This window comes from Psychrobacter sp. CR212, from assembly GCF_059693765.1.
The window spans coordinates 915,881-937,144 of record NZ_JCATIF010000001.1 but is presented as its reverse complement, the minus strand read 5'-3'; the positions used below and the strand labels follow the sequence as shown (position 1 = coordinate 937,144).

At 44.2% G+C, this 21,264-nt stretch carries 16 protein-coding genes; 10 read left to right on the top strand and 6 right to left on the bottom strand.

Features of this window, described 5'->3' with window-relative positions:
- Positions 1-246 precede the first annotated feature (246 nt).
- From AC58CZ_RS03995 to AC58CZ_RS03965, 7 genes are all read left to right on the top strand, one after another.
- Entirely contained in the window at positions 247-852 is a 606-nt protein-coding gene (locus tag AC58CZ_RS03995; protein ID WP_071001724.1) for a TetR/AcrR family transcriptional regulator, read from the top strand.
- A 289-nt stretch (positions 853-1,141) separates the two neighbouring features.
- The gene (locus AC58CZ_RS03990; protein ID WP_071001725.1) at positions 1,142-2,353 is read left to right on the top strand and encodes an iron-containing alcohol dehydrogenase; all 1,212 of its coding nucleotides are present in this window, start codon (positions 1,142-1,144) and stop codon (positions 2,351-2,353) included.
- A 270-nt stretch (positions 2,354-2,623) separates the two neighbouring features.
- Entirely contained in the window at positions 2,624-3,673 is a 1,050-nt protein-coding gene (gene curA / locus AC58CZ_RS03985; protein ID WP_284719414.1) for an NADPH-dependent curcumin/dihydrocurcumin reductase, read from the top strand.
- A gap of 246 nt (positions 3,674-3,919) precedes the next feature.
- Positions 3,920-4,597: a type 1 glutamine amidotransferase domain-containing protein gene (locus tag AC58CZ_RS03980; RefSeq protein WP_277077760.1), complete on the top strand. Its 678-nt coding sequence runs from the start codon at positions 3,920-3,922 to the stop codon at positions 4,595-4,597.
- Positions 4,598-4,640: 43 nt separating this feature from the next.
- Complete coding sequence (locus tag AC58CZ_RS03975) at positions 4,641-5,270, top strand: glutathione S-transferase family protein (protein WP_071003624.1); 630 nt, start codon at positions 4,641-4,643, stop codon at positions 5,268-5,270.
- A 368-nt stretch (positions 5,271-5,638) separates the two neighbouring features.
- Positions 5,639-7,327: an efflux MFS transporter permease gene (locus AC58CZ_RS03970; RefSeq protein WP_277077761.1), complete on the top strand. Its 1,689-nt coding sequence runs from the start codon at positions 5,639-5,641 to the stop codon at positions 7,325-7,327.
- Between the two features lie 88 nt (positions 7,328-7,415).
- Positions 7,416-8,732, top strand: a complete 1,317-nt coding sequence (locus AC58CZ_RS03965; RefSeq protein WP_083328825.1) for an HlyD family secretion protein — start codon at positions 7,416-7,418, stop codon at positions 8,730-8,732.
- 116 nt (positions 8,733-8,848) lie between these two features.
- Here AC58CZ_RS03965 and pdxH read toward each other — a convergent pair whose 3' ends face one another.
- The 5 genes from pdxH to cysS form a co-directional block, all read right to left on the bottom strand.
- A complete protein-coding gene (gene pdxH, locus AC58CZ_RS03960; RefSeq protein WP_071003626.1) occupies positions 8,849-9,505 on the bottom strand; it encodes a pyridoxamine 5'-phosphate oxidase in 657 nt (218 codons plus the stop codon).
- Positions 9,506-9,593: 88 nt separating this feature from the next.
- Positions 9,594-10,961 (bottom strand): phosphoglucosamine mutase, encoded by a 1,368-nt coding sequence (gene glmM / locus AC58CZ_RS03955; protein ID WP_071001729.1) that lies wholly within the window; start codon positions 10,959-10,961, stop codon positions 9,594-9,596.
- A 197-nt stretch (positions 10,962-11,158) separates the two neighbouring features.
- Positions 11,159-12,631, bottom strand: coding sequence for an IMP dehydrogenase (gene guaB / locus AC58CZ_RS03950; RefSeq protein ID WP_093069890.1), 1,473 nt, complete (start codon positions 12,629-12,631; stop codon positions 11,159-11,161).
- Between the two features lie 259 nt (positions 12,632-12,890).
- Positions 12,891-14,855 (bottom strand): mechanosensitive ion channel family protein, encoded by a 1,965-nt coding sequence (locus AC58CZ_RS03945; protein ID WP_227517175.1) that lies wholly within the window; start codon positions 14,853-14,855, stop codon positions 12,891-12,893.
- 164 nt (positions 14,856-15,019) lie between these two features.
- Complete coding sequence (gene cysS, locus AC58CZ_RS03940) at positions 15,020-16,480, bottom strand: cysteine--tRNA ligase (protein ID WP_071001731.1); 1,461 nt, start codon at positions 16,478-16,480, stop codon at positions 15,020-15,022.
- Between the two features lie 191 nt (positions 16,481-16,671).
- Here cysS and AC58CZ_RS03935 point away from each other — a divergent pair, with 191 nt between their 5' ends.
- Positions 16,672-17,268: a cob(I)yrinic acid a,c-diamide adenosyltransferase gene (locus AC58CZ_RS03935; protein ID WP_071001732.1), complete on the top strand. Its 597-nt coding sequence runs from the start codon at positions 16,672-16,674 to the stop codon at positions 17,266-17,268.
- A gap of 290 nt (positions 17,269-17,558) precedes the next feature.
- Here the strand turns inward: AC58CZ_RS03935 and AC58CZ_RS03930 are convergent, their stop codons facing one another.
- The gene (locus tag AC58CZ_RS03930) at positions 17,559-18,506 is read right to left on the bottom strand and encodes a hypothetical protein (RefSeq protein ID WP_071001733.1); all 948 of its coding nucleotides are present in this window, start codon (positions 18,504-18,506) and stop codon (positions 17,559-17,561) included.
- A gap of 346 nt (positions 18,507-18,852) precedes the next feature.
- Between AC58CZ_RS03930 and AC58CZ_RS03925 the strand changes: the two genes are divergently transcribed.
- Positions 18,853-19,581, top strand: coding sequence for a glycerophosphodiester phosphodiesterase (locus AC58CZ_RS03925; RefSeq protein WP_071001734.1), 729 nt, complete (start codon positions 18,853-18,855; stop codon positions 19,579-19,581).
- Between the two features lie 472 nt (positions 19,582-20,053).
- The gene (locus tag AC58CZ_RS03920; protein ID WP_197496770.1) at positions 20,054-21,232 is read left to right on the top strand and encodes an acyl-CoA desaturase; all 1,179 of its coding nucleotides are present in this window, start codon (positions 20,054-20,056) and stop codon (positions 21,230-21,232) included.
- Positions 21,233-21,264 lie beyond the last annotated feature (32 nt).

Below are 21,264 nucleotides of genomic sequence, written 5' to 3'. Positions count from 1 at the left end.
AATCACAAATTGACATAAATTAAAATCGAACATTTATGATAACTGATAAGAACAAAACCTACCTTGATAGACGACTGGTCTAATGCTACCATAGATATTAGTAAAACAGGACTGTTTTTTCAGCCAATATTGTCGATAAAACGTAACACATATAAATGTATAGCATTAGAATATGCCATCGACATGACGCTCAAATGAAACCTGACGACCCTATTACTACGATTATCAAGGGAGAAAATTCTATTTATGTCTAATATCATAGACACTGGCACCACACCCGATACCAAAGCTCATTTGCTTGCCACTGGTTACCAATTAATAGCCAAAAAAGGCTTTACCGCTGTCGGCCTCAAACAAATATTAGACACAGCTGGCGTGCCTAAAGGCTCTTTTTATCATTATTTTGCCTCAAAAGAAGCCTTTGGTGAGGCCATCATCAATCATTACTTCAGCTTATATAAAGCTCGTCTTGATATCATCGATGCACAAAATGTGAGCGCCCAGCAAAAGCTATATGATTACTTCCAAAACTGGTACGACACCCAGCAGAACGGCTGTGATCACGATAAATGCTTGGTAGTGAAGCTAAGCGCAGAAGTGGCTGATATATCAGAAACCATGCGTAAAGCACTTGATACTGGCTATCAACAAACGACCATGTGGCTCGCCGAGCAGATCAAGGCAGGCTGGATAGATGGGTCTGTACCTCGCCACGATAATATATCAGCTGAGAGTATGGCCAAACGTTGGTATTTCGCGTGGCTTGGCGCCAGCCTAATGGCTAAGATCAGCCAAACGAATACGCCCCTAGCGGAAATTTGGCAAATGACGACGACTCAGATGGGACGTTGATAATAAGATAATAAGATAATAAACAGTAACGTTTTCGGTATTAGAGCCCCTAAATTGGCGGCTTATGTTTGCGCCCACACATCATATTGTTATTTAAAAACCCAATGCTTGATAAAAACGTTGTATGAGAGTTTTGTAATCATTTATAAACAACCACTAGACGACTGGTCTAATTGGTGTACAATGCGCATCAAGCATTTAGAGCAAATATAAAACAAGCATTGCTTACCACTCATTGTTTAACGTCAACATATTTGACGGAACCATTTTTATCAACATTAGGAATTTTATGAATAACTTTCAATACTACAACCCAGTCCGCATCGTTTTTGGTGAAGGTCAAATCGAACAGTTATCAGACCTAGTGCCTACTGATGCACGCGTTCTTATTACTTACGGTGGTGGTTCAGCACAGCGTACCGGTACTTTGGATGAAGTGAAAACTGCATTAGCGGCAAGCGGTAACCGTACTGTGTTTGAATTTGGTGGTATCGAAGCCAATCCAGAATTCACCACACTATTAAAAGCAGCCGACATGGTGAATGAGCATAACATCGACTTCTTATTAGCAGTTGGCGGTGGTTCAGTGATTGATGGCAGTAAATTTGTGGCACTCGTATCTTCATTAACTGAAGAAGATGGTACGGTCTCACGTGATCAAGCTTGGGACGCGCTAACGGGCTATTGCAAGAACATCGATTCTGCTATTGACCTAGGTGCGGTATTGACCATCCCAGCAACGGGTTCTGAGATGAACTCAGGCGGCGTGATTAACTATAGCGAACGTCAAGCAAAACTACCATTTGGTAACCCACTGGCCTTCCCTAAATTCTCAATCCTAGATCCAGTAAAAACCCTTACATTACCTGAACGTCAGGTTATGAACGGCGTTGCTGATGCCTTTGTCCATGTGATGGAACAGTATTTAACTTATCCAGTCAATGCCAAGGTTCAAGACGCTTTTGCTGAAAGCTTGCTCAAAATCCTTATCGATGAAGGTCTAGTCGTTAAGCAAGATCCAGAGAACCTAGAAACACGTAAGAACATTATGTGGACAGCAACCATGGCATTGAACGGCCTGATCGGTACTGGTGTGCCACAAGACTGGACAACCCATATGATCGGTCATGAGCTTACGTCTTTGCACGCTATCGATCATGCACGTACCTTGACCATCGTCTTGCCATCGGTCATGCGTGAGCTAAAAGAAAGCAAAAAAGAAAAACTACTCCAGTACGCACGTAACGTATGGAACATCACTGATACTGACCAAGACGACGATGCCATCATCGAGACGGCCATTGTCTATACTGAAAACTTCTTCCGCGAACTTGGCTTGCCAGTGAGCCTAGAAGACGTCGATTTGACTGAGTCAGCGATTGATCCAATTATCAAGCAACTTGATGCACATAACATGGTCGAACTTGGTGAGCACGGTAAAAATGATTTGGACGTCTCACGTCGTATCTTACAGCGTGCTGTAACTAGCAAAGCGTCTTAATAAGCGATATAGCAAGAACTGTCAGAAGAATTATAAGAAAAATCGCGACAGTAACAATAACTACATAACGTTATGCTATTTATAGTAGTTGTAGTCAATCAATATTAAAAGTGGTACAAGGCAGACGAGTGCAAGTACTACAGTAGTAGGCTAAACGAGTCTAACGCTGTAACACTTTAATAGTGGTTCGACTATATTCAATTCAATACTGAGTAGTTACTACATCTAATACCTCTATAATAATGACAATGAATATAAAGGAGTCCTACTATGAGCTTCGATAAAGAGCAGAATCAACAAACCAACCGTCAAATTAAACTTGCCAGCCGCCCGAACGGCGAGCCAACCGCTGACAACTTTGATCTGACAACCAGCGACATCCCAACGCCAAACGATAACGAGATGTTATTACGCACGGTATATCTGTCATTAGACCCATATATGCGTGGACGTATGAGCGATGCAAAAAGCTATGCAGACCCATTAGCAGTCGGTGACGTCATCATGGGGGGCACAGTCGCGCAAGTGGTTGAGTCTAATATCGATAAATTTGCTGTCGGTGATTTGGTCGTATCAAATTCCGGCTGGCAGGACTACAGTGTCAGTGATGGCGAAGGCGTCCTGAAACTGGACAAAAACATGGCAAACCCTTCTTATGGTTTAGGTGTGTTAGGTATGCCCGGCTTCACTGGTTACATGGGTCTGACTGATATCGGCAAACCGCAAAAAGGCGAAACGTTAGTTGTCGCTGCAGCCACTGGACCTGTCGGTGCTACGGTCGGTCAAGTGGGTAATCAATATGGTCTTCGCACTGTTGGTGTAGCAGGCGGGAAAGAGAAATGCGATTTCGCGGTCAACGAGCTTGGCTTTGATGTCTGTATCGACCACAGAGCTGATGACTTCGCTGAGCAACTAAAAGCCGCGTGCCCAGATGGGATCGATATCTATTACGAAAACGTCGGTGGGCACGTGTTTGACGCTGTCATGCCATTATTAAATGATCATGCTCGTATTCCCGTATGCGGTCTGGTCTCACAATACAATGCAACCGATCTACCTGATGGCAAAGACCGCCTAGGTCAATTGATGGGACTCATTCTCCGTCAGCGTCTCACGGTCAGAGGCTTCATTATCTTTGAAGAGTATGGCGACCACTTCCCAGAGTTCTTAGAAACCATGAGCAAATGGGTAGAGTCAGGCGACGTCAAAACCAAAGAATACATCGCTGATGGTCTAGACAATGCACCAAAAGCCTTTTTCGGTATGTTAAACGGTGATAACTTTGGTAAAACCGTGGTTAAGGTCTCTGACGTTCAGTAACTTATGTTAAATAATTGATTGTTAAATAATTAACAATAGTTAATAACTATTGTTAACAAAAAATTAACAACACAACTTGCTAAAATCACTACTGAAAGTTACGTCTGAAGCAGGGATAATATTAGCGGTCATCAATTCTATTGATATGACTTGATGCTTAAACCGAGTCATTGTTGATAAAGACAAAAAACACATGACTGTTAAACACTTGCTTTACTCGCATATAAACAATAAATAAGGATAATCATGAATATTTTAATGGTACTAACCTCACACGACCGTCTAGGCGATACTGGCAAAAAGACAGGATTTTGGCTAGAAGAATTTGCAGCTCCTTACTATGCGTTTCTCGATGCAGGTGCCAATGTCACTCTAGCGTCTCCTGCAGGTGGTCAGCCACCACTAGATCCTAGTAGCGATACTGAAGATACACAAACCAAAGATACCAAGCGTTTTAAAGACGACAAAGAGGCGCAAGAGCACTTGGCTAATACCAAGAAACTTGCTGACATGAAAGTAGAAGATTTTGATTCAGTTTTCTACCCTGGCGGTCACGGCCCATTGTGGGACTTGGCAGTAGATAAGAACTCTATCGAATTGATCGAGAATTTCGTCAAGCAAGACAAGCCTGTCGCGTTTGTTTGTCATGCACCTGGCGCGCTTAAAAACGTGAAAGTTGATGGCGAGTACTTAGTAAAAGGCAAAACAGTCACAGGCTTTACCAACTCAGAAGAAGATGCCGTTGGTCTAACAGACGTAGTACCGTTCCTAGTAGAAGACGTATTAAAAGCTAATGGTGGTAACTACGAAAAAGCGGCCGATTGGGAATCGTTTGTCGTGGAAGATGGTTTATTGATCACTGGTCAAAACCCAGCATCTTCAGAAGAAGCGGCTACGCGCCTTGTTGCCAAGCTAAAAGGTTAGGACTCAGAAACCGATAAATCAAGCCATGCCTAAGGTCGATATTATGATTCGCTTACATCATCTTAATCAATCACGTTCATTACGTACGCTTTGGCTTTTAGAAGAGCTAGGTGTGCCCTACGAAGTTGTTAGTTACCAACGTGATGCCAAAACTCATTTGGCACCGGATTCTTTAAAAGCGGTGCATCCACTCGGTAAATCTCCAGTTATCGAGATGGACGGCCAAATTTATGCTGAATCAGGGGCCATTACTGAGTTACTGATTGAGCGATTTGCGCCCGAGCGTCTACGTCCTGCGACAGACAGCTCGGACTATGGGTATTATCTACAGTGGATTGACTTTGCAGAAAGCTCGCTGATGTTGCCATTAATGCTTGAACTATTTACCAAAAAAGCAGGCATTGATGACAATGAGTTTTTGAATGGCTATATCGATAGAGAAAAAACCAGATTGTTTGAATATCTGGATGCTTCGGTTGAAGGTAAGTCGTTCATTGTGGGTGATAAACTAAGTGGTGCTGATTTTATGCTGTCATTTGACTTAATCATTCTTGCTAAGCGCCAAAAGCTTGACGCGTATCCAAATATCAGACAGTATGCCGAACAGCTGGCTCGTCTTGATAGCTATCAGCGCGCTATGCAGCTAGAGGCTAAGTACGATCAATCTGTTTAGCATTGCATCATAATTGACAGACCAATTTTCCGATACACACAAACAGCTCTGTATAGAGCTGTTTTTTATGCGTGCTTTATTTTACGATTGCATGAATAACCATCGAATTATAGTCATCAATGTTACATAAGAAAATTAAGCTGTAGAGCAAATAAATTGCTCAGCACCATCCATCAATTACGTGTCGATGACAAAAGCACGATAAAATTTATGATAAAATCCTTTCTGAATTTTCTGGGTTATCTTTCAGATACCATCAGTGAGTTGACTGGCGTTTCACGCTATAAATGCTAACTGCACTGACCTGACTCCCCGCCTGGCATCTGTCCTATTTCACTCTATTTCCTTATATAGATTGTGGTACGCCCATGAGTAACGAATACCAGTTTAAGCCCCACGAACAGCCAATAATGGTAGGCTCTCCAGCCAATCCTGACCATCCGGCACGCCGTAAAGTATTTTATTTGCTCATTGGGATTTTTGTGGGTCTCACAGCCAGCTTCCAAAATGGTCTACTTGTCGCCAACCTGACGCAAATTCAGGGTCAGCTAGGCTTAACGCCAGCTGAAGGTGGTTGGATATCGGTCAGTTATAATATGACCAATGCCTGTATCACCGTTCTGCTGTACAAAATTCGTCAGCAATTTGGCATGTCGCTTTTTAGCAAAATCACCCTGTCATTTTTGTTAGCCGCCACCAGTCTACAGTGGCTGATCAGCAGTCACTTGTTAGACACACCTAATATTAGCATTGAGCCCTATTATTTAGAGATTGTCGCTAGGGGACTTAGTGGTATGGTGGCAAGTGGTATGACCGTATTGGGCTTGTTTTATTGTCTTCAGGGTATGCCAACCGTCAAACGTACTAGTGGTCTGATATTGGGATTTGGTCTGGTACAGTTTGGTATTCCATTATCACGTGTCATCTCGCCCTACCTCGCCATCGACGGTCAGCTTGAAAACTTATTTTTATTTCAATTTGGTCTGGCGCTGATTTGTTTTGGGCTGATTAATATATTAGAGCTACCACCAGGGAATACAGAAAAAGTATTTGAGAAATTGGATTTTGTAAGCTTTGGTTTTTTTGCTAGTGGTCTGGCTGCATTGGCTGTCGTTTTGGTACAAGGTCGAATTTTATGGTGGACGACACCTTGGCTCGTCTATCCACTGATGATTGCTATCGTCGGGATTAGCATCGCGTTATGGATTGAGACGCATCGCAAAAATCCGATGCTACAAGTGCGCTGGATGCGTAGCCGCAATATTATTGCCTTCATGGTGACGGGCGCTGTTATGCGGATTTTGCTATCTGAGCAAAACGTCGGAGCGGCAGGATTGCTCGCTAACCTCGGCTACGGTAACGATCAGCTGGTTACTTTTTATGCTGTTATTATAGCCGCCAGTGCACTGGCTTTGATTATTAGTATTTTTAGTACCAATGCGATGGATTTGCGCCGACCTGTTATTTTTGCCGTGGCATTGATTGCCTTAGGTTCTTGGATGGATGTTGGTGTATCTATTAATTCAGCACCCTATATGTTTTATCTCAGCCAGTTTTTGATTGCCTTTGCCGCGGTGTATTTCATGGGGCCTTTGGTTTTTGAAGGGTTTTTGCGGGCTATTGGCAGTGGCCCTGCATATATTATTAGTTTTTCAGTGATTTTTGGCATCTCCCAAACAGTTGGCGGACTGGCAGGTGCGGCAGCCATTCAGGCATTTACGACCATTCGTACACAAATGCATTATGCAGATATGGTCAGCTCATTGAATTTGGGCGATCCTGCATTTAGCGCCCAGGTGGCAGGCACTCGTAACGTACTGTCGAATCAGACTACTGACGCGGCCCAAGCAAATATCGGTGCAATGAGCCAAGTACTGCAAGGCATTCAGCGCCAAGCAACGGTCGCAGCATACAGCGACCTGTTTTTTCTGATGGCCTGTCTTGCTACTGCCGTTACGATTATTTTGCTCATCAATTATCTTTATAACCGCTACCACAAGCGCAATCCACTGGCCAAAGAGCTCGCCGTCATCGCCAAGATGCGCGAAACAAAATAATTCAACTTATTATCTTAGTGATTTTTTATCATATTCATTTATAGTCAGACCCATCAGATATCTGCTTATTAACATTTAGGATCACGTCATGAGCCAAGAAAAACCAAATGAGCTTAATAAAATACCTCAGACGTCAACTGAAGCTCCAGCAACAGACACACGTACAGAGTCTGCTACGGCTCCAGTAGAGACCGCTACAAGCGCTACGCAAAAGAAAACGGATACATCCGAGATACAAGCAGCTACTGATACGCCTGATAGCGTGCGTGAGGATAACTCTGTAGAAGGCTCTATAGAAAATCAAGACGATGATAATGAAACGCCTATGCCGCCAAAAGAGCCCATCTCAAATACGGCTGGCTGGTCTCCCAAGAAAAAATCCTATCTAAATTTGGGATTATTGATTGCGCTGATTGTCATTGGTGCGGCCTTGATTTTATATGCTTGGAAACTGCCGCCATTTACGCCTACGGTGCAACAAACCAATAACGCCTTTGTCAAAGGTCAAACCACTATTATTAGTCCGCAAGTTTCCGGCTATGTCACCGAAGTGGCGGTGCAGGATTTTGCTGATGTAAAAGCGGGCGATCTACTGATAAAAATAGACGACCGAACGTTTCAACAGCAACTTGAACAAGCAGAGGCCAATACTGAAGTGGCGATCACCAGCCGCTCTACCAATGTTCAAGACACGCAATCTAGCCAAGCACAAATCGAAGCACGCAAAGCAGACTTATATAGCGCCAAAATCAATGTCGAGAGCGCTCGTGAAGACGTCAATCGCTATCAGGGCTTAGATGCTATCGGTGCGGTATCAAAAGCAGAAGTGGCTCATATCAAAGCAAAGCTGGCTCAAGCACAGGCAAGCGTGCAACAGGCTGAAGCCAATTTACAAGCCGCGCAACAAAACCGCGCCAAAACCAGTGGCACCCAACCCTCGCTGGACGCAAATATCAAAAGTGCTGAGGCAGGTGTGAAGCAAGCACAAATCAATCTCGATAATACGATCATCACAGCACCTGAGTCCGGTCAGCTGAGCCAAGTCAGTGTCAAAGAAGGCCAGTACGTTAGCGCGGGCACCCAGCTCATGTATATCGTGCCAAAAGGCATTTGGATTATCGCAAACTTTAAGGAAACCCAAATAGCTAGTATGGCAATCGGCGAACCAGCTACTATTCATGTGGATGCGCTTGGCGGTGCCAAATTCACAGGTCATGTGAGCAACATCTCACCAGCCACTGGCAGTGAGTTTAGTGCAGGTGCCGCCAATCCTGCGACAGGTAACTATATAAAAATTGCGCAGCGCATCCCAGTACGTATCGACTTGGATCCGAACCAACCTGAGCTTGCACGCTTGCGTCCTGGTATGTCCGTCTCTGTGGATGTCGATACCAATGACAAATAAAGCCAAATAAAGCAAATAACTGATATAAAAAAGCCACTCTAAATACCCGAGAGACTGGATATAGAGTGGCTTTTTTATACTTTTAAATGAGCTAGGATTTCAAAATCAGCCAAACACTATGGTAGTAGACGCTTGGTCGTCCAGCTTTCAGCGCTTTGGCTATCACCATCTTGCGTATATACGATGCGGTCATGCATACGGTTGGCGCGACCTTGCCAGAACTCGATTTTTTCAACCATAATCTCATACCCACCCCAAAACGCTGGCGTTGGCACTGTGGTGTTTTCTGGATATTTGGCCTGAAGTTGCTCGAACGTTTGCTCCATCACCTCACGATTGGTGACTTCACCACTTTGCGGTTGACTGACCCAAGCACCTATTTGGCTATCATGTGGACGTTTTTGAAAATAGGCAGCAGATTTTTCAGCGTCAATTTTAGCAATACGACCACTAATACGAATTTGGCGCTCCAGCTCATGCCAAAAAAACAGCGCTTCAGCATTGGGGTTTGCTGCAACGTCCTGTCCTTTCGCGCTGTCATAATTGGTATAAAAAATAATACCTGTATCCGTAATTTCACGCAGTAACACGATACGGACGCTAGGCTTATTGTCTGCACCGCAAGTTGCCAAACTCATAGCATAAGGTTCTTGCACTTTTTGCGCTATTGCCTCATCCATCCAAACCTTAAATAGCTCAAATGGTGACGCTGGTACTGACTGTTGATCAAGCGCGCCTTTTTCATATGAAAGGCGCTGGTCGGTAAAGTCCATGCTCATGGTCATTCCTTATTATAAAATTATGACATCTCAACATTGTAATCTTGAGTGCTAAGCTTTGAATATTAAGCTTTGAATACTATTAGCCTAATACCGACTTGATATGATCAGCCAAATCATTTGCCATCACATCACACTCTATCTCATCATCAGACTCAACCATGACTCGAATCATAGGCTCTGTACCTGATTGGCGAATAAGAAGACGACCACGACCTTCTAAAGTCGTCTGTGCTTTGTCAAAAGCGGCGACCAGTTCTTCATGCTTGTATGGGTCTTGCATCTGAGACAAGCGTACATTGACCAGCTTCTGTGGTAGTACGTCAAACCCTTCGACCAGCTCACTCAGTGCACGTCCTTGCGCTTGCATCACAGCCAATACTTGCAACCCTGCTATGATCGCATCGCCTGTACGGCTTTTGTCCAGGCACAGAATATGTCCAGATGGCTCACCGCCTAGTATCCAACCATTGGCCTCCAAGTCTTGCATGACATAGCGGTCGCCTACTTTTGCACGAGTAAAATCAATGTCAGCCGCCTTTAGTGCTAACTCTAATCCCATATTACTCATAAGCGTACCAACGACGCCTTGCGCTTTGGTGAGTCCTTGGGTCGCGAGCACATATAAGATACCGTCACCATCAACCAGCTTACCTGTCTCATCAACCATCACAATGCGATCGCCGTCACCATCTAATGCGATACCAACATCTGCTTCATGCTCAAGCACCGCTTTTTGCAGACCTTCAGGATGGGTAGAGCCACACTCAGCATTGATATTGATGCCGTCTGGAGTGTTATTGATAGCGATAACATTAGCACCAAGCTCCCGCATGACTCTAGGTGCGACGCTATAGCCTGCACCATTGGCACAATCAACCACGACGGTCAGATGGCTAAGATCATACTGATATGGGAAGCTGCCTTTGCAAAATTCAATGTATCGACCTTTTGCATCGTCAATTCGGCGGTTTTTGCCCAAATTTGCTGGATCAAGAATCGGCATCGCTGCTTCTTTACTATCCGTGTCATTTATAATCGCTGCTAGTTTTTCGTTGATGGCATTCTGCATCTCATCACTGATTTTTTTGCCACTACCTGAGAAGAACTTGATACCGTTATCATAATAAGGATTATGTGACGCTGAGATAACCACACCTGCATCGGCATTAAAACTGCGAGTCAAATGTGCAATCGCTGGCGTCGGTAATGGACCAAGCATATAAACATCGACGCCAGCCCCGTTAAAACCTGCTTGCAGAGCAGCTTCAATGACATAACCTGAGAGACGAGTATCTTTGCCGATGACCACACTTGGTTTGCGCGTAGAATTTTCGTTGGCTTCTATGAGCACCTGTCCAGTCGCATAACCCAGTTTTAAAATAAAGTCAGGGGTAATAGGCAATTCACCAAATTTTCCACGGATACCATCAGTGCCAAAGTAACTCATTATTTATATTCCTCAAGTCTAAAAATAAAAGGCCAAGCGTATACGCAGGCAATACTGCTATTGTAATAATATGCTTTTATATTCTACAAAAAAAACAGCCAACAATAACAAAGCATTGTTGGCTGTTTGTATCTTAACGTCACTACAGCTCTGCAACTGGGCCAGTTCTCAAACAGTGCAGAGCTATAAAATACCGATTAGTTTACACGGTAGTTCGGCGCTTCTTTCGTGATCTGTACATCATGAACATGCGACTCTTTCATGCCTGCTGATGTGACTTTGATAAACTGTGGGTTGGTGCGCATATCTTCGATAGTCGCAGAGCCTGTATAGCCCATTGATGAGCGTAAGCCACCAACCAATTGGTTGACAATACCAGCGACAGGTCCTTTATAAGGAACGCGGCCTTCAATACCTTCTGGTACGAGCTTCTCTACGCCATCTTTGGCATCTTGGAAATAACGATCCGATGAGCCGTTTGATCCAGACATTGCACCCAGACTACCCATACCGCGGTAAGCTTTGTAATAACGGCCTTGGAACAGCTCAACTTCACCTGGTGCCTCTTCCGTACCAGCCATTAGTGAGCCTACCATAATGCACGATGCACCAGCCGCAATCGCTTTTGCCATATCACCTGAATAGCGGATACCGCCATCAGCGATTAATGGGATGCTGTCTTTTAATGCGCTAGCAACATTATCAATAGCTGATATTTGTGGTACACCGATACCGGCAATGATACGCGTGGTACAGATAGACCCAGGGCCGATACCGACTTTTACCGCATCAGCGCCAGCATCACGTAGTGCAAGTGCCGCTTCGCCTGTTGCGATGTTGCCACCGATAACTTGAACATGCGGATAGTTTTTCTTGATCCAAGAGACTTTTTCAATTACGCCTTTTGAGTGACCATGCGCCGTATCCACTACGATCACATCAACATCAGCAGCGATTAATGCTTCGACGCGTGCTTGCGTGTCTGCACCTGTACCAACCGCTGCACCAACACGCAGACGACCTTTCTCGTCTTTACACGCATTTGGATTGTTTTCGGCTTTGGCAAAATCATTGACCGTAATTAAACCACGTAAGCGGAAGTTGTCGTCGATAACGATGACTTTTTCGATGCGATGCTCATGTAGCAATTTTTTGATATTCTCGTTGCTCTCACCTTCATGTACGGTGACCAACTGCTCTTTTGGTGTCATGATCTGACTAACTGGCAATGACAAGTTGGTCTCAAAACGCCAATCTCTGTGAGTCACGATACCTACTACGTTGTCTGTACCCTTTTCGACCACAGGTACGCCTGAGATATTATTGTCTTGCGTCAAGCGTAGCAATTCACCAATCGTCATCTCTGGATGTACGGTGATTGGGTCAACAACCGTACCCGCTTCAAACTTTTTGACGCGGCGTACTTGTGTGGCCTGCTTTTCGATGTCCATGCTCTTGTGCAAGATACCCATACCACCAAGCTGTGCCATGGTAATGGCCATCTCAGACTCAGTGACGGTATCCATAGCCGCAGAGATCAGCGGAAGGTTTAGTGTGATGTTTTTGGTCAAACGGGTAGACAGATCGGCAGTTTTTGGCAGAACTTCAGAATAGGCTGGCAATAATAAAACGTCATCAAAGGTTAAGGCTTCATCGACAATTCGCAACATACAGACCCCTAGTGGTGGTTATTTTGATGGGTAGGAGCTCAGAGTTAGGCATATCAATCATTGCAACTGCATACACAGTGCTGACTCATGGCTAACCACTCAGTTATCCTATAAAAATAACGCCACATTATAACAAATAAGCACCTCTCTGACATACTATATTTATCAGATTATTTTACACAAATACGTCTTTGTCGATGATAATCATGCACTATATGTTTAATGGCGCTTTTTTATAGCGAATAGCTCTCCTTGAACGTTACAGACTTTCTGTTAACGTAAAACGCTCTGTCGGCAAATACTTGTTTTGCTGCTGATGCAAGTAGCCAAGCATCTGCTCACGCACTTCGCAAGCAAGCGTCCATGCTTCTATGGGACCTACTGCTGAAACAGCACCGCGCAGCTGAATGGTGTTTTCTGTCACTTTAACAACAAATATTTCGGGCTCAGTTTCATTGTCCCAAAGCTCATTATCTTTAGTTACTGAGACAAACTGCTGGCGAATGGCCTCTATATCTGCACCATAATCAATGTATAAAAACACAGGACAGGTTTGATGCACTTCTGTATGTGACCAGTTCTCTACCCTTTCAGTGATCAACTGGCGCATCGGCACAATTAATCGACGCTCATCCCATGTTTTGAGTACCGCATAAGTGTAACGCAAGTCTTCCACAGTGCTGAAATTACCATCCATTATCACGCTATCGCCAATCCGTACAGGCTGCGTCACTGCCACCTGCACCCCAGCAATGATGTTACCCAATATAGGCTGAGCGGCGATACCAATAACCACGCCAGCAATACCAGCTGAAGTCAGTAAGGTTTTGCCAAGACCTTCCATGTTGGCAAACTCACTCAGTCCTATCCAGATACTACCCAATATCATGACAAAAATGAAAACGCGGCGGAATATCGACACATAAGTGCGACGACGGCGCACTTTATCAAAATGCTCTTCTCCTAGGTTTTCAATCTGCATGTCTTGGTAACGATTGGCAAAAAAATTAATAGTACGAATGCCTAGCCACATCGCACTAAATACCAACCCCGTCCAAATCAGCGGACGGGTTGATGAAGCCACTGCATCTAGATAAGGAAAACCACCAGAAACTAAGGTAAAAACGAGCGAAAAACTGATGGTAAAGGTCAAAGGCACGGTTAGCTTATTGGCCAAATCTGCCACGCCATTGGCACTGCCAGCAGAGATGTTGTATTTTTCATTATCAACATAACGGCTGATGAGTTTTTCCGTGCTTTTACTTAGTATCCAACCTACGCCCATGGTAAATAAGAAAAACAGGATGAGCGCTGAAAACTCCCATAAGGCAATACCAAAAAACTGGAATTTTAACCAAGTAGGTAGATAACGCTCAAACTCCGATGGATGATATTGTTTATAAAGATTTTCAATATTACCCACTGTCTGCGCAGAGAACATCCAAACTGGCGCCTGATCACCTACCCTTACCCGCTCCAAGTAAACAGGAACACGACGTTCTCGGTACTCGATATAACCCAGCTGGATAGAGCGTCTAGGGATACCCATGACACTACTATCGTTACCCAATGGTGGTTCAATCAGACCATCAGGACGATCGGGCATATCATCAAATACGTATAGCTCTTTTTCAGATAGTAAAAAATCAAGCTGCTTGGTCAAATCAAGCGAACGGGTACGCTGGTTTTTCTCATCAATCAGATTCATATTGAGTGCATAAGCGGCCAAATCATACTGCTGCTTCATCACCGCAGATTGAAAAAACCCCAAAGTCGCAAGCGGCGTCGCCAAATTTGGTGGCTCAGCTAATGGTGGTAACCCGACATTGAGCTTGTTGAGTAAGTAGTAATTCTCGCTATACTCCCCTGTCAGTCCCACATCACCTTGCAACGTCCCTGCTTGCTGTACTGCGCTACGCTCAGTGGGATCAAATATCTCTTCGGTAATACCAGAGACGCTAATATTTTCGTCTTTGATTGTATTTATTTGTTGGACAGCGTACTCAGCCAAATTGTCAGGTTTGCTAGCGACTTGTGAGCGGCCTTCCTCATTTGCTGCACTGGCAGGTATATAGATAGCGCTGATGGCTATAATAAGAAACCCTAAAACTACCTGCAGTGCATTGTAGCGGATATTATTACGCTCTACATCGCGGCGGTGACCACCGTCAATATCCATTGCTATGCCACGATCATCAGCATTACTATTTTTAAGAGTATTCATATTTTCAAAGCCACTGGTCTACAAAAGGAACGGATATAAAAGGAATGGATATAAAAAGTGCATTCGGTATGCTTTAACCTAATGCACTCTGCAAAAAAAAGCCAGCGTGAGCTGACTTAATTTATTAGCATGCGTATGTAATCTGATGCACAGCGTCTATATATCTATGCGCGGCGCCATGTTGTACCAGCGCGGCTGTCTTCAAGCTCAATACCAGCCTCTTTTAGCCGCTCGCGTATTTCATCAGCACGCGCAAAGTTTTTGTTGGTTTTGGCATCGGCACGCTCGACGATCAATCCGTCAATAGCCGCATCAGTCAAACCATCTTCTGCTTTATCACCAATCACCGCTTGCAAAAACTGCTGCACAGGTTGTTGTAAGATATTCAACACCTGTGCCAGTGCTTTTAATTGCTGTGCCAACTGCCATGCTGTCTCGACTTCTTCAGCTTTGATGGCTTTATTGATGTCGCGTGCCAGACCAAATAAAACACTAATCGCTGTTGAGCTATTGAAGTCATCATTCATGGCTTTAATAAAATCTTGTCCAGCAGCCGTACGATAAGCTTCGCTCGTCAAGTTGTCATCGATTACGATTGTTTGCCCTTTTTGCTGTTCAGCCAGTTTTAACGCATTATACAGTCTGCTTAGGCTATTATGGGCTTCATCTAATGCGCTATCAGAGAAATTAACTTGGCTACGATAATGGCTAGATAATAAGAAAAAACGCACCGTTTCAGGCAAGTATTTTGCTATAACATCGCGAATGGTTGAGAAATTAGCCAACGACTTGGACATTTTTTCGCCGTCAACATTGATAAACCCGACGTGCATCCAGTTACGCGCGTACTCGCAACCCGTCGCTGCCTCAGACTGGGCAATTTCATTCTCATGATGCGGGAACTGCAAGTCGTGACCGCCGCCATGAATATCAAAGGTATTGCCCAAGCACTTGGTCGACATGGCCGAGCATTCAATATGCCAACCCGGACGCCCCTGCCCCCAAGGTGACGCCCATTGCGGCTCATCAGGTTTCGCCGCTTTCCAAAGCACAAAGTCAAATGGGTTGCGCTTATCGTTTTCGACATCGACACGTGAACCTGCCTGCATCTCATCAAGATTGCGCTTAGACAATTTGCCATAATTCGCAAAACTATCAACAGCATAGTAGACATCGCCATTGTCGCCTGCATACGCATAGTCACCTGTGACCAGCGTCTCAATCATTTGCTGCATATCATCGATATGATCAGTCGCGCGCGGCTCAGCATCAGGTGCCAAGCAGCCAAGGGCTGCAAAATCCTCGTGCATCGCTGTAATAAAGCGCTGGGTCAACGCCCCAATCTCTTCGCCATTTTCAGCGGCGCGCGCAATGATTTTGTCATCGATATCAGTGATATTACGCACGTAATTGACGTCATAACCCAATTGGGTGAGCCAACGTACCACCATATCAAATCCAATCATCATTCGAGCGTGCCCGATATGACAATAGTCATAGACGGTCATACCACACACATACATACCCACCTTCCCTGCTTTGAGCGGTTCAAACGGACGCTTGCCGCCAGTCAGTGAGTCATAAATAGCAAGTTGAGACATCGCATCTGCAAGTGGTGTGGTCATAATAAAAGAGCCTTTTAGCATAAATAAAATAAATAAATTGAAAATATCAGCCGCAGCAAGTAAGCAAGCCGTACCGATGATATGATTATAATTTTAACGTAACCCATTATCTTAGCGAAAACAGGCGTAAAATACTACAATGAGCAGGCAACTACCACCATTCAATCATAAAAACCGTTAAGGATATAAAGATGGGCAATCGATTAAGCAAAATATACACGCGTACTGGAGATGATGGCAGCACGGGTATGGCTGATGGCAGTCGACTCAGTAAAGCTGACAATCTGTTCGGTGTCATGGGTGATATCGACGAGCTCAACTCACATATCGGACTGGTGCGTGCTCAACTACAAAGAAACAAAGGCCAATCGATTAGTAAGGATTTTTCTCAAGCCTTAGTTATTATTCAGCATCTATTGTTCAATATCGGCGGTGAGCTTGCCATGCCAGAATATGAGGGCGTCAATGCCACCCATATCGAGTGGCTAGAGCAACAAATCGATATGATGAATACCACGCTGCCACCACTAAAAGACTTTATTTTACCCACAGGCTCTGTACTGGTGAGCCAGTTGCATGTCGCACGTAGTGTGTGTCGCCGAGCTGAGCGCCAAGCTGTGTTATTGCAGGAGCAGCGCCCAGCAGCCATACGCCGCACTGCCATCAGCTTTATCAATCGTTTATCTGATTGGTTGTTTGTCGCTGCGCGCTTTTGTACAGATCCCGAACAAGTCTCTGAAGTACTATGGGACAGTCAAGTCTTGCAAAACTTCGCTGACAATCGCTAGTGAATTAAACCTAATCTTGCTAGCATTCTCTGAACTATAGTCGGTTCACTATAAAATCGATACAATAAGATTAAACGCTATTTTTCGCAGCCTCTGGAGACGTAGTCACAGTAAGCAAGAAAAATAGCGTTTAATCAAATGAATTTATTATCCTGTATCGTTTTTATTTAGACTTAACTATAGGTTGATTTTTCGATTATAAAAAAACCCGCAGCACTCATGTTACGGGGTTTTTATTACTTAGCAATATCTATCGACTACCAGTTGCTAACTACTCATAAAATTGCAAATTAGTAAGTGGCGCTATCATCTTCAATGATGACCATATCGATGGTTTCATCTTTCGGCACTGATTTTGGCGTCGCTGGCGTTACTGGTTTTTTGGTCTCAGTAGTAGCCGCTGCTTGATTGTTTTCTGTCGAGCTGTTTTGGTTGCTGGTCGGTTTATTGATGGTTGGCGGCGTCGCAGGTTCAGTAGGACGAATTGGCTCAACTGGCGTGATGGTTCTAGGCTGCTGACGAGCGGGTGCTGCTTGAGTATTATTGTTTCTGCTTTGGGCTGCTGCACGGCGCTCAGCACGCTCCTCATCCATCGCAGATTTCAACACAGAGCCTGCCATCACATCTGAAACCACAGTAATCAACGCTGGCTGTCCAGCAATACGCGTGCGCACTTGCCCGCCTTGAGTACCGACAACGTAAGTAAAGGCGTCATCAACGAGCATGTTGTTATTGATACGGATATTGTCTTGCGCCAAACGAGATTGCAGGCTTGGCTGATTGTTAGCCGCTTGCACTTGACTGGCTTGATACAAGTCTTCACTTGGCAATGTCATGCTGACACTTGCTTGGCACGTTGTCATACCATTGTCATTGGCTTTTTGTAGTATGGCAGCGTTTTGTACATCGATAACCACGCCATTGATTTTTTCAGTGACAACGCCGCTTTCTAGACTAATCTCGGCATCATTGGCATAATTAGCAGCCAACGCTTGTGCCTGTTGGTTGAGTGTATTTTTTAAAGCAGATTTGAGACGGTCTTGTACCATCGGGTCATCACAATTGATAGCAGGAGCGACGGCACTTTCGGTCGCTACTGGCTCTTGTTCCGTCATCTCTGCCGTATCGGCAGTATCTTCTTTCTCTGAGCGATCACAGCCTGCAAGCGCCAAACCACATACTATTCCGATTCCAGCCACTTTATGCCACTTGCTCAAACTTATATTTGCTACGCTCATATTTACTTCACTCCCAATTTACTGGTTCTTACCGCCACTGATAGACAGTATTTAACACTCAAACTGCATGGCAGACTTATAAAACAATGGTGTCATTAACGGTCTGTGATAGATTTGAAAACCACATCATTATACGGTGTTTGGTTGAAATGGTCATTAGTGTAGCCCATGGATATACAAATAGCGCCCCTCATTATGGGTAAAACCTGCGTTTGGTTGCAAAAACATAACAAATACTAGAGAAACATCAGACGCAAAGTATATTGGTTCACGCCATAAATTCTATTAGACGTTGATGTCATGACAATATATGATGAGTCGTAAAATCAGTCAGTAGTCATGTGATATGGTAAATTTCAAAAACACGCGTTTATTAGGTCATCGTGGCGCTCGCGGAGAGAGTTTAGAGAATACCTTTTCAGGTTTTAAGTATTCTCAAAATCTAACCTCACAAGGCTTGGCAGGGGTTGAATTTGATATTCAACTGAATGCCGATGGTCACTTGATTGTGTTCCATGACGATGATTTGGAGCGTATGTGCGGTCAACAGTCGCGTATTGATCAGCTCGGGCTCACAGAGATTCAGTGCCGCTTACAATTCGGGCAGCCAATCATGACTTTAGCCAATATAGCGCCTGTACTGAGAGGATTTAGGGTGATTGAGCTTGAGATTAAAACACACAATCGAACCAATTATGCAGTATTGATCAATGCACTGGCGCAAGAGCTTATCGATACACCGCTTGCCAGCTTACCAGTGGTGCTGACCAGCTTTGATGTGGAGCTGCATAATCGGTTGCAACGCCACAAACTATTATCTCGCATACCGCGAGGATTATTGATTCGCACGCCAACTGCCTTGGCAAAAGCGACAAACACCGCTTTGCAGCTTGGTTGTATTCAGTTAGGTATTCATTATCCGCTTTTGACCCAAGACGTTATCAAACACAGTCACCGTTATGGGTTGCCTGTAAGCGCTTGGACGGTCAATGATGTCCATACGATTGAACAGCTTATAAGCTGGAATACCGACGTGATTATTACTGACTTTCCACGTCATTTATTATTACCTTGAACTGTCTATCTATATTTTTTCACTTTTAGATAAATCTCTTTTTTCACCCTTACAGTCCCTACATATCTATAGCGTTACTTACACTTCCCCTTAATGCCTGACAAGTTATCGGCATTTTTGACTCATACAGTCTATAATTCATACAAGTTATTGTTATTTAGCAATATTTTTATAGTGTATAAGTGTTCACTTTATATGATTTTTCAGGTACTATGGGGACTTAAATTAATACCGTTAGGGATATTATATGATTGCAAAAAAAGCACTTGGCTTACCGCTTAAAGGCTTACGTTTCGCTATCAAATCTGGCGATACCTTTGTAAAGAACGCCAGCACTCAAGTCACGCGTTTCAAGACTCGTTTTGATGAAAAGAAAGCGCAAATGGCTCTTGACGAGCAGCCTACGGCAAAACGCAACTACGCTAACGCTTCTGAGCAAACGGATGTTCTGACAAAAGAGCAAAGCATTGATATGCGTGAGTTTGAATTTACAAAAGCGCCAATCAACTGGATTCCAGCGACTTTTTTGGTAACGACGCCGATTGCTGCTGCTATCATTACACCATGGTATTTGTTTACTCATGATGTAAGCGCTCCTGTCTGGGGTGTATTTGGTGCCTTTATGGTATGGACTGGCATTAGTATCACCGCTGGTTATCATCGCCTGTTGGCACACCGTGCTTACAAAGCGCATCCAATCGTCAAAAACTTTTTATTGCTAGGAGCTACCCTAGCGGTACAAGGGTCTGCATTTGACTGGGTTTCAGGTCACCGTGTTCATCATCGTCATGTCGATGATGTAATGGACGATCCGTACTCAGCAAAACGTGGGTTCTGGTTCAGCCATATCGGCTGGATGCTACGTAACTATCCTAGCGGCAACTTTGACTACAAAAACATTCCTGACTTGACCAAAGACAAAGTCCTACAGATACAGCATAAATATTATGGCCTATGGGTACTAGCCACCAACGTTGGTTTGGTCGCGGCTGTTGGTTGGTTGTTGGGTGATGTTTGGGGCACGCTTGTGTTGGCAGGTTTGCTGCGCTTGGTATTGACGCATCACTTTACTTTCTTCATTAACTCATTGTGTCATATGTTTGGTAGCCGTCCTTATACCGATACCAATACTGCTCGTGATAACTTCATTTTAGCGATATTTACATGGGGTGAGGGTTATCACAACTACCATCACTTCTTCCAGTACGACTATCGTAATGGCGTAAAATGGTGGCAGTATGATCCAACCAAATGGTTGATTGCTGGCTTATCAAAACTTGGGTTGACCTCTGATCTGCGCACGGTCGATGATACGACCATCAAGCATGCCGAAGTTCAAATGCAATTTAAAGCAGCTCAGCAGAAAATCGATACCGCGACTGGTGGCGGTATTGACTTAACTCATGCGATGAAGAGCTTCCAAGATCGCATTAAGTTTGAATATGATGCCTTTACGCAGACAGTTGAAGAGTGGCAAGCGCTAAAAGCAAAAACAATTGAACTTAAAAAGACAGAGTTCGCTGATCGCTTGCACGAGGCTGATGATAAATTGAAGCATGATTATGCTAAGATTGAGCAAAAAATTCTTGAGCATAACAATAACTTGAAAAATGCTTTTCGCTCTATTAGTATCAGCAAAAAAGCCGCCTAACTGGTTTTTATAAGCTATCGTAATTGTCAGGT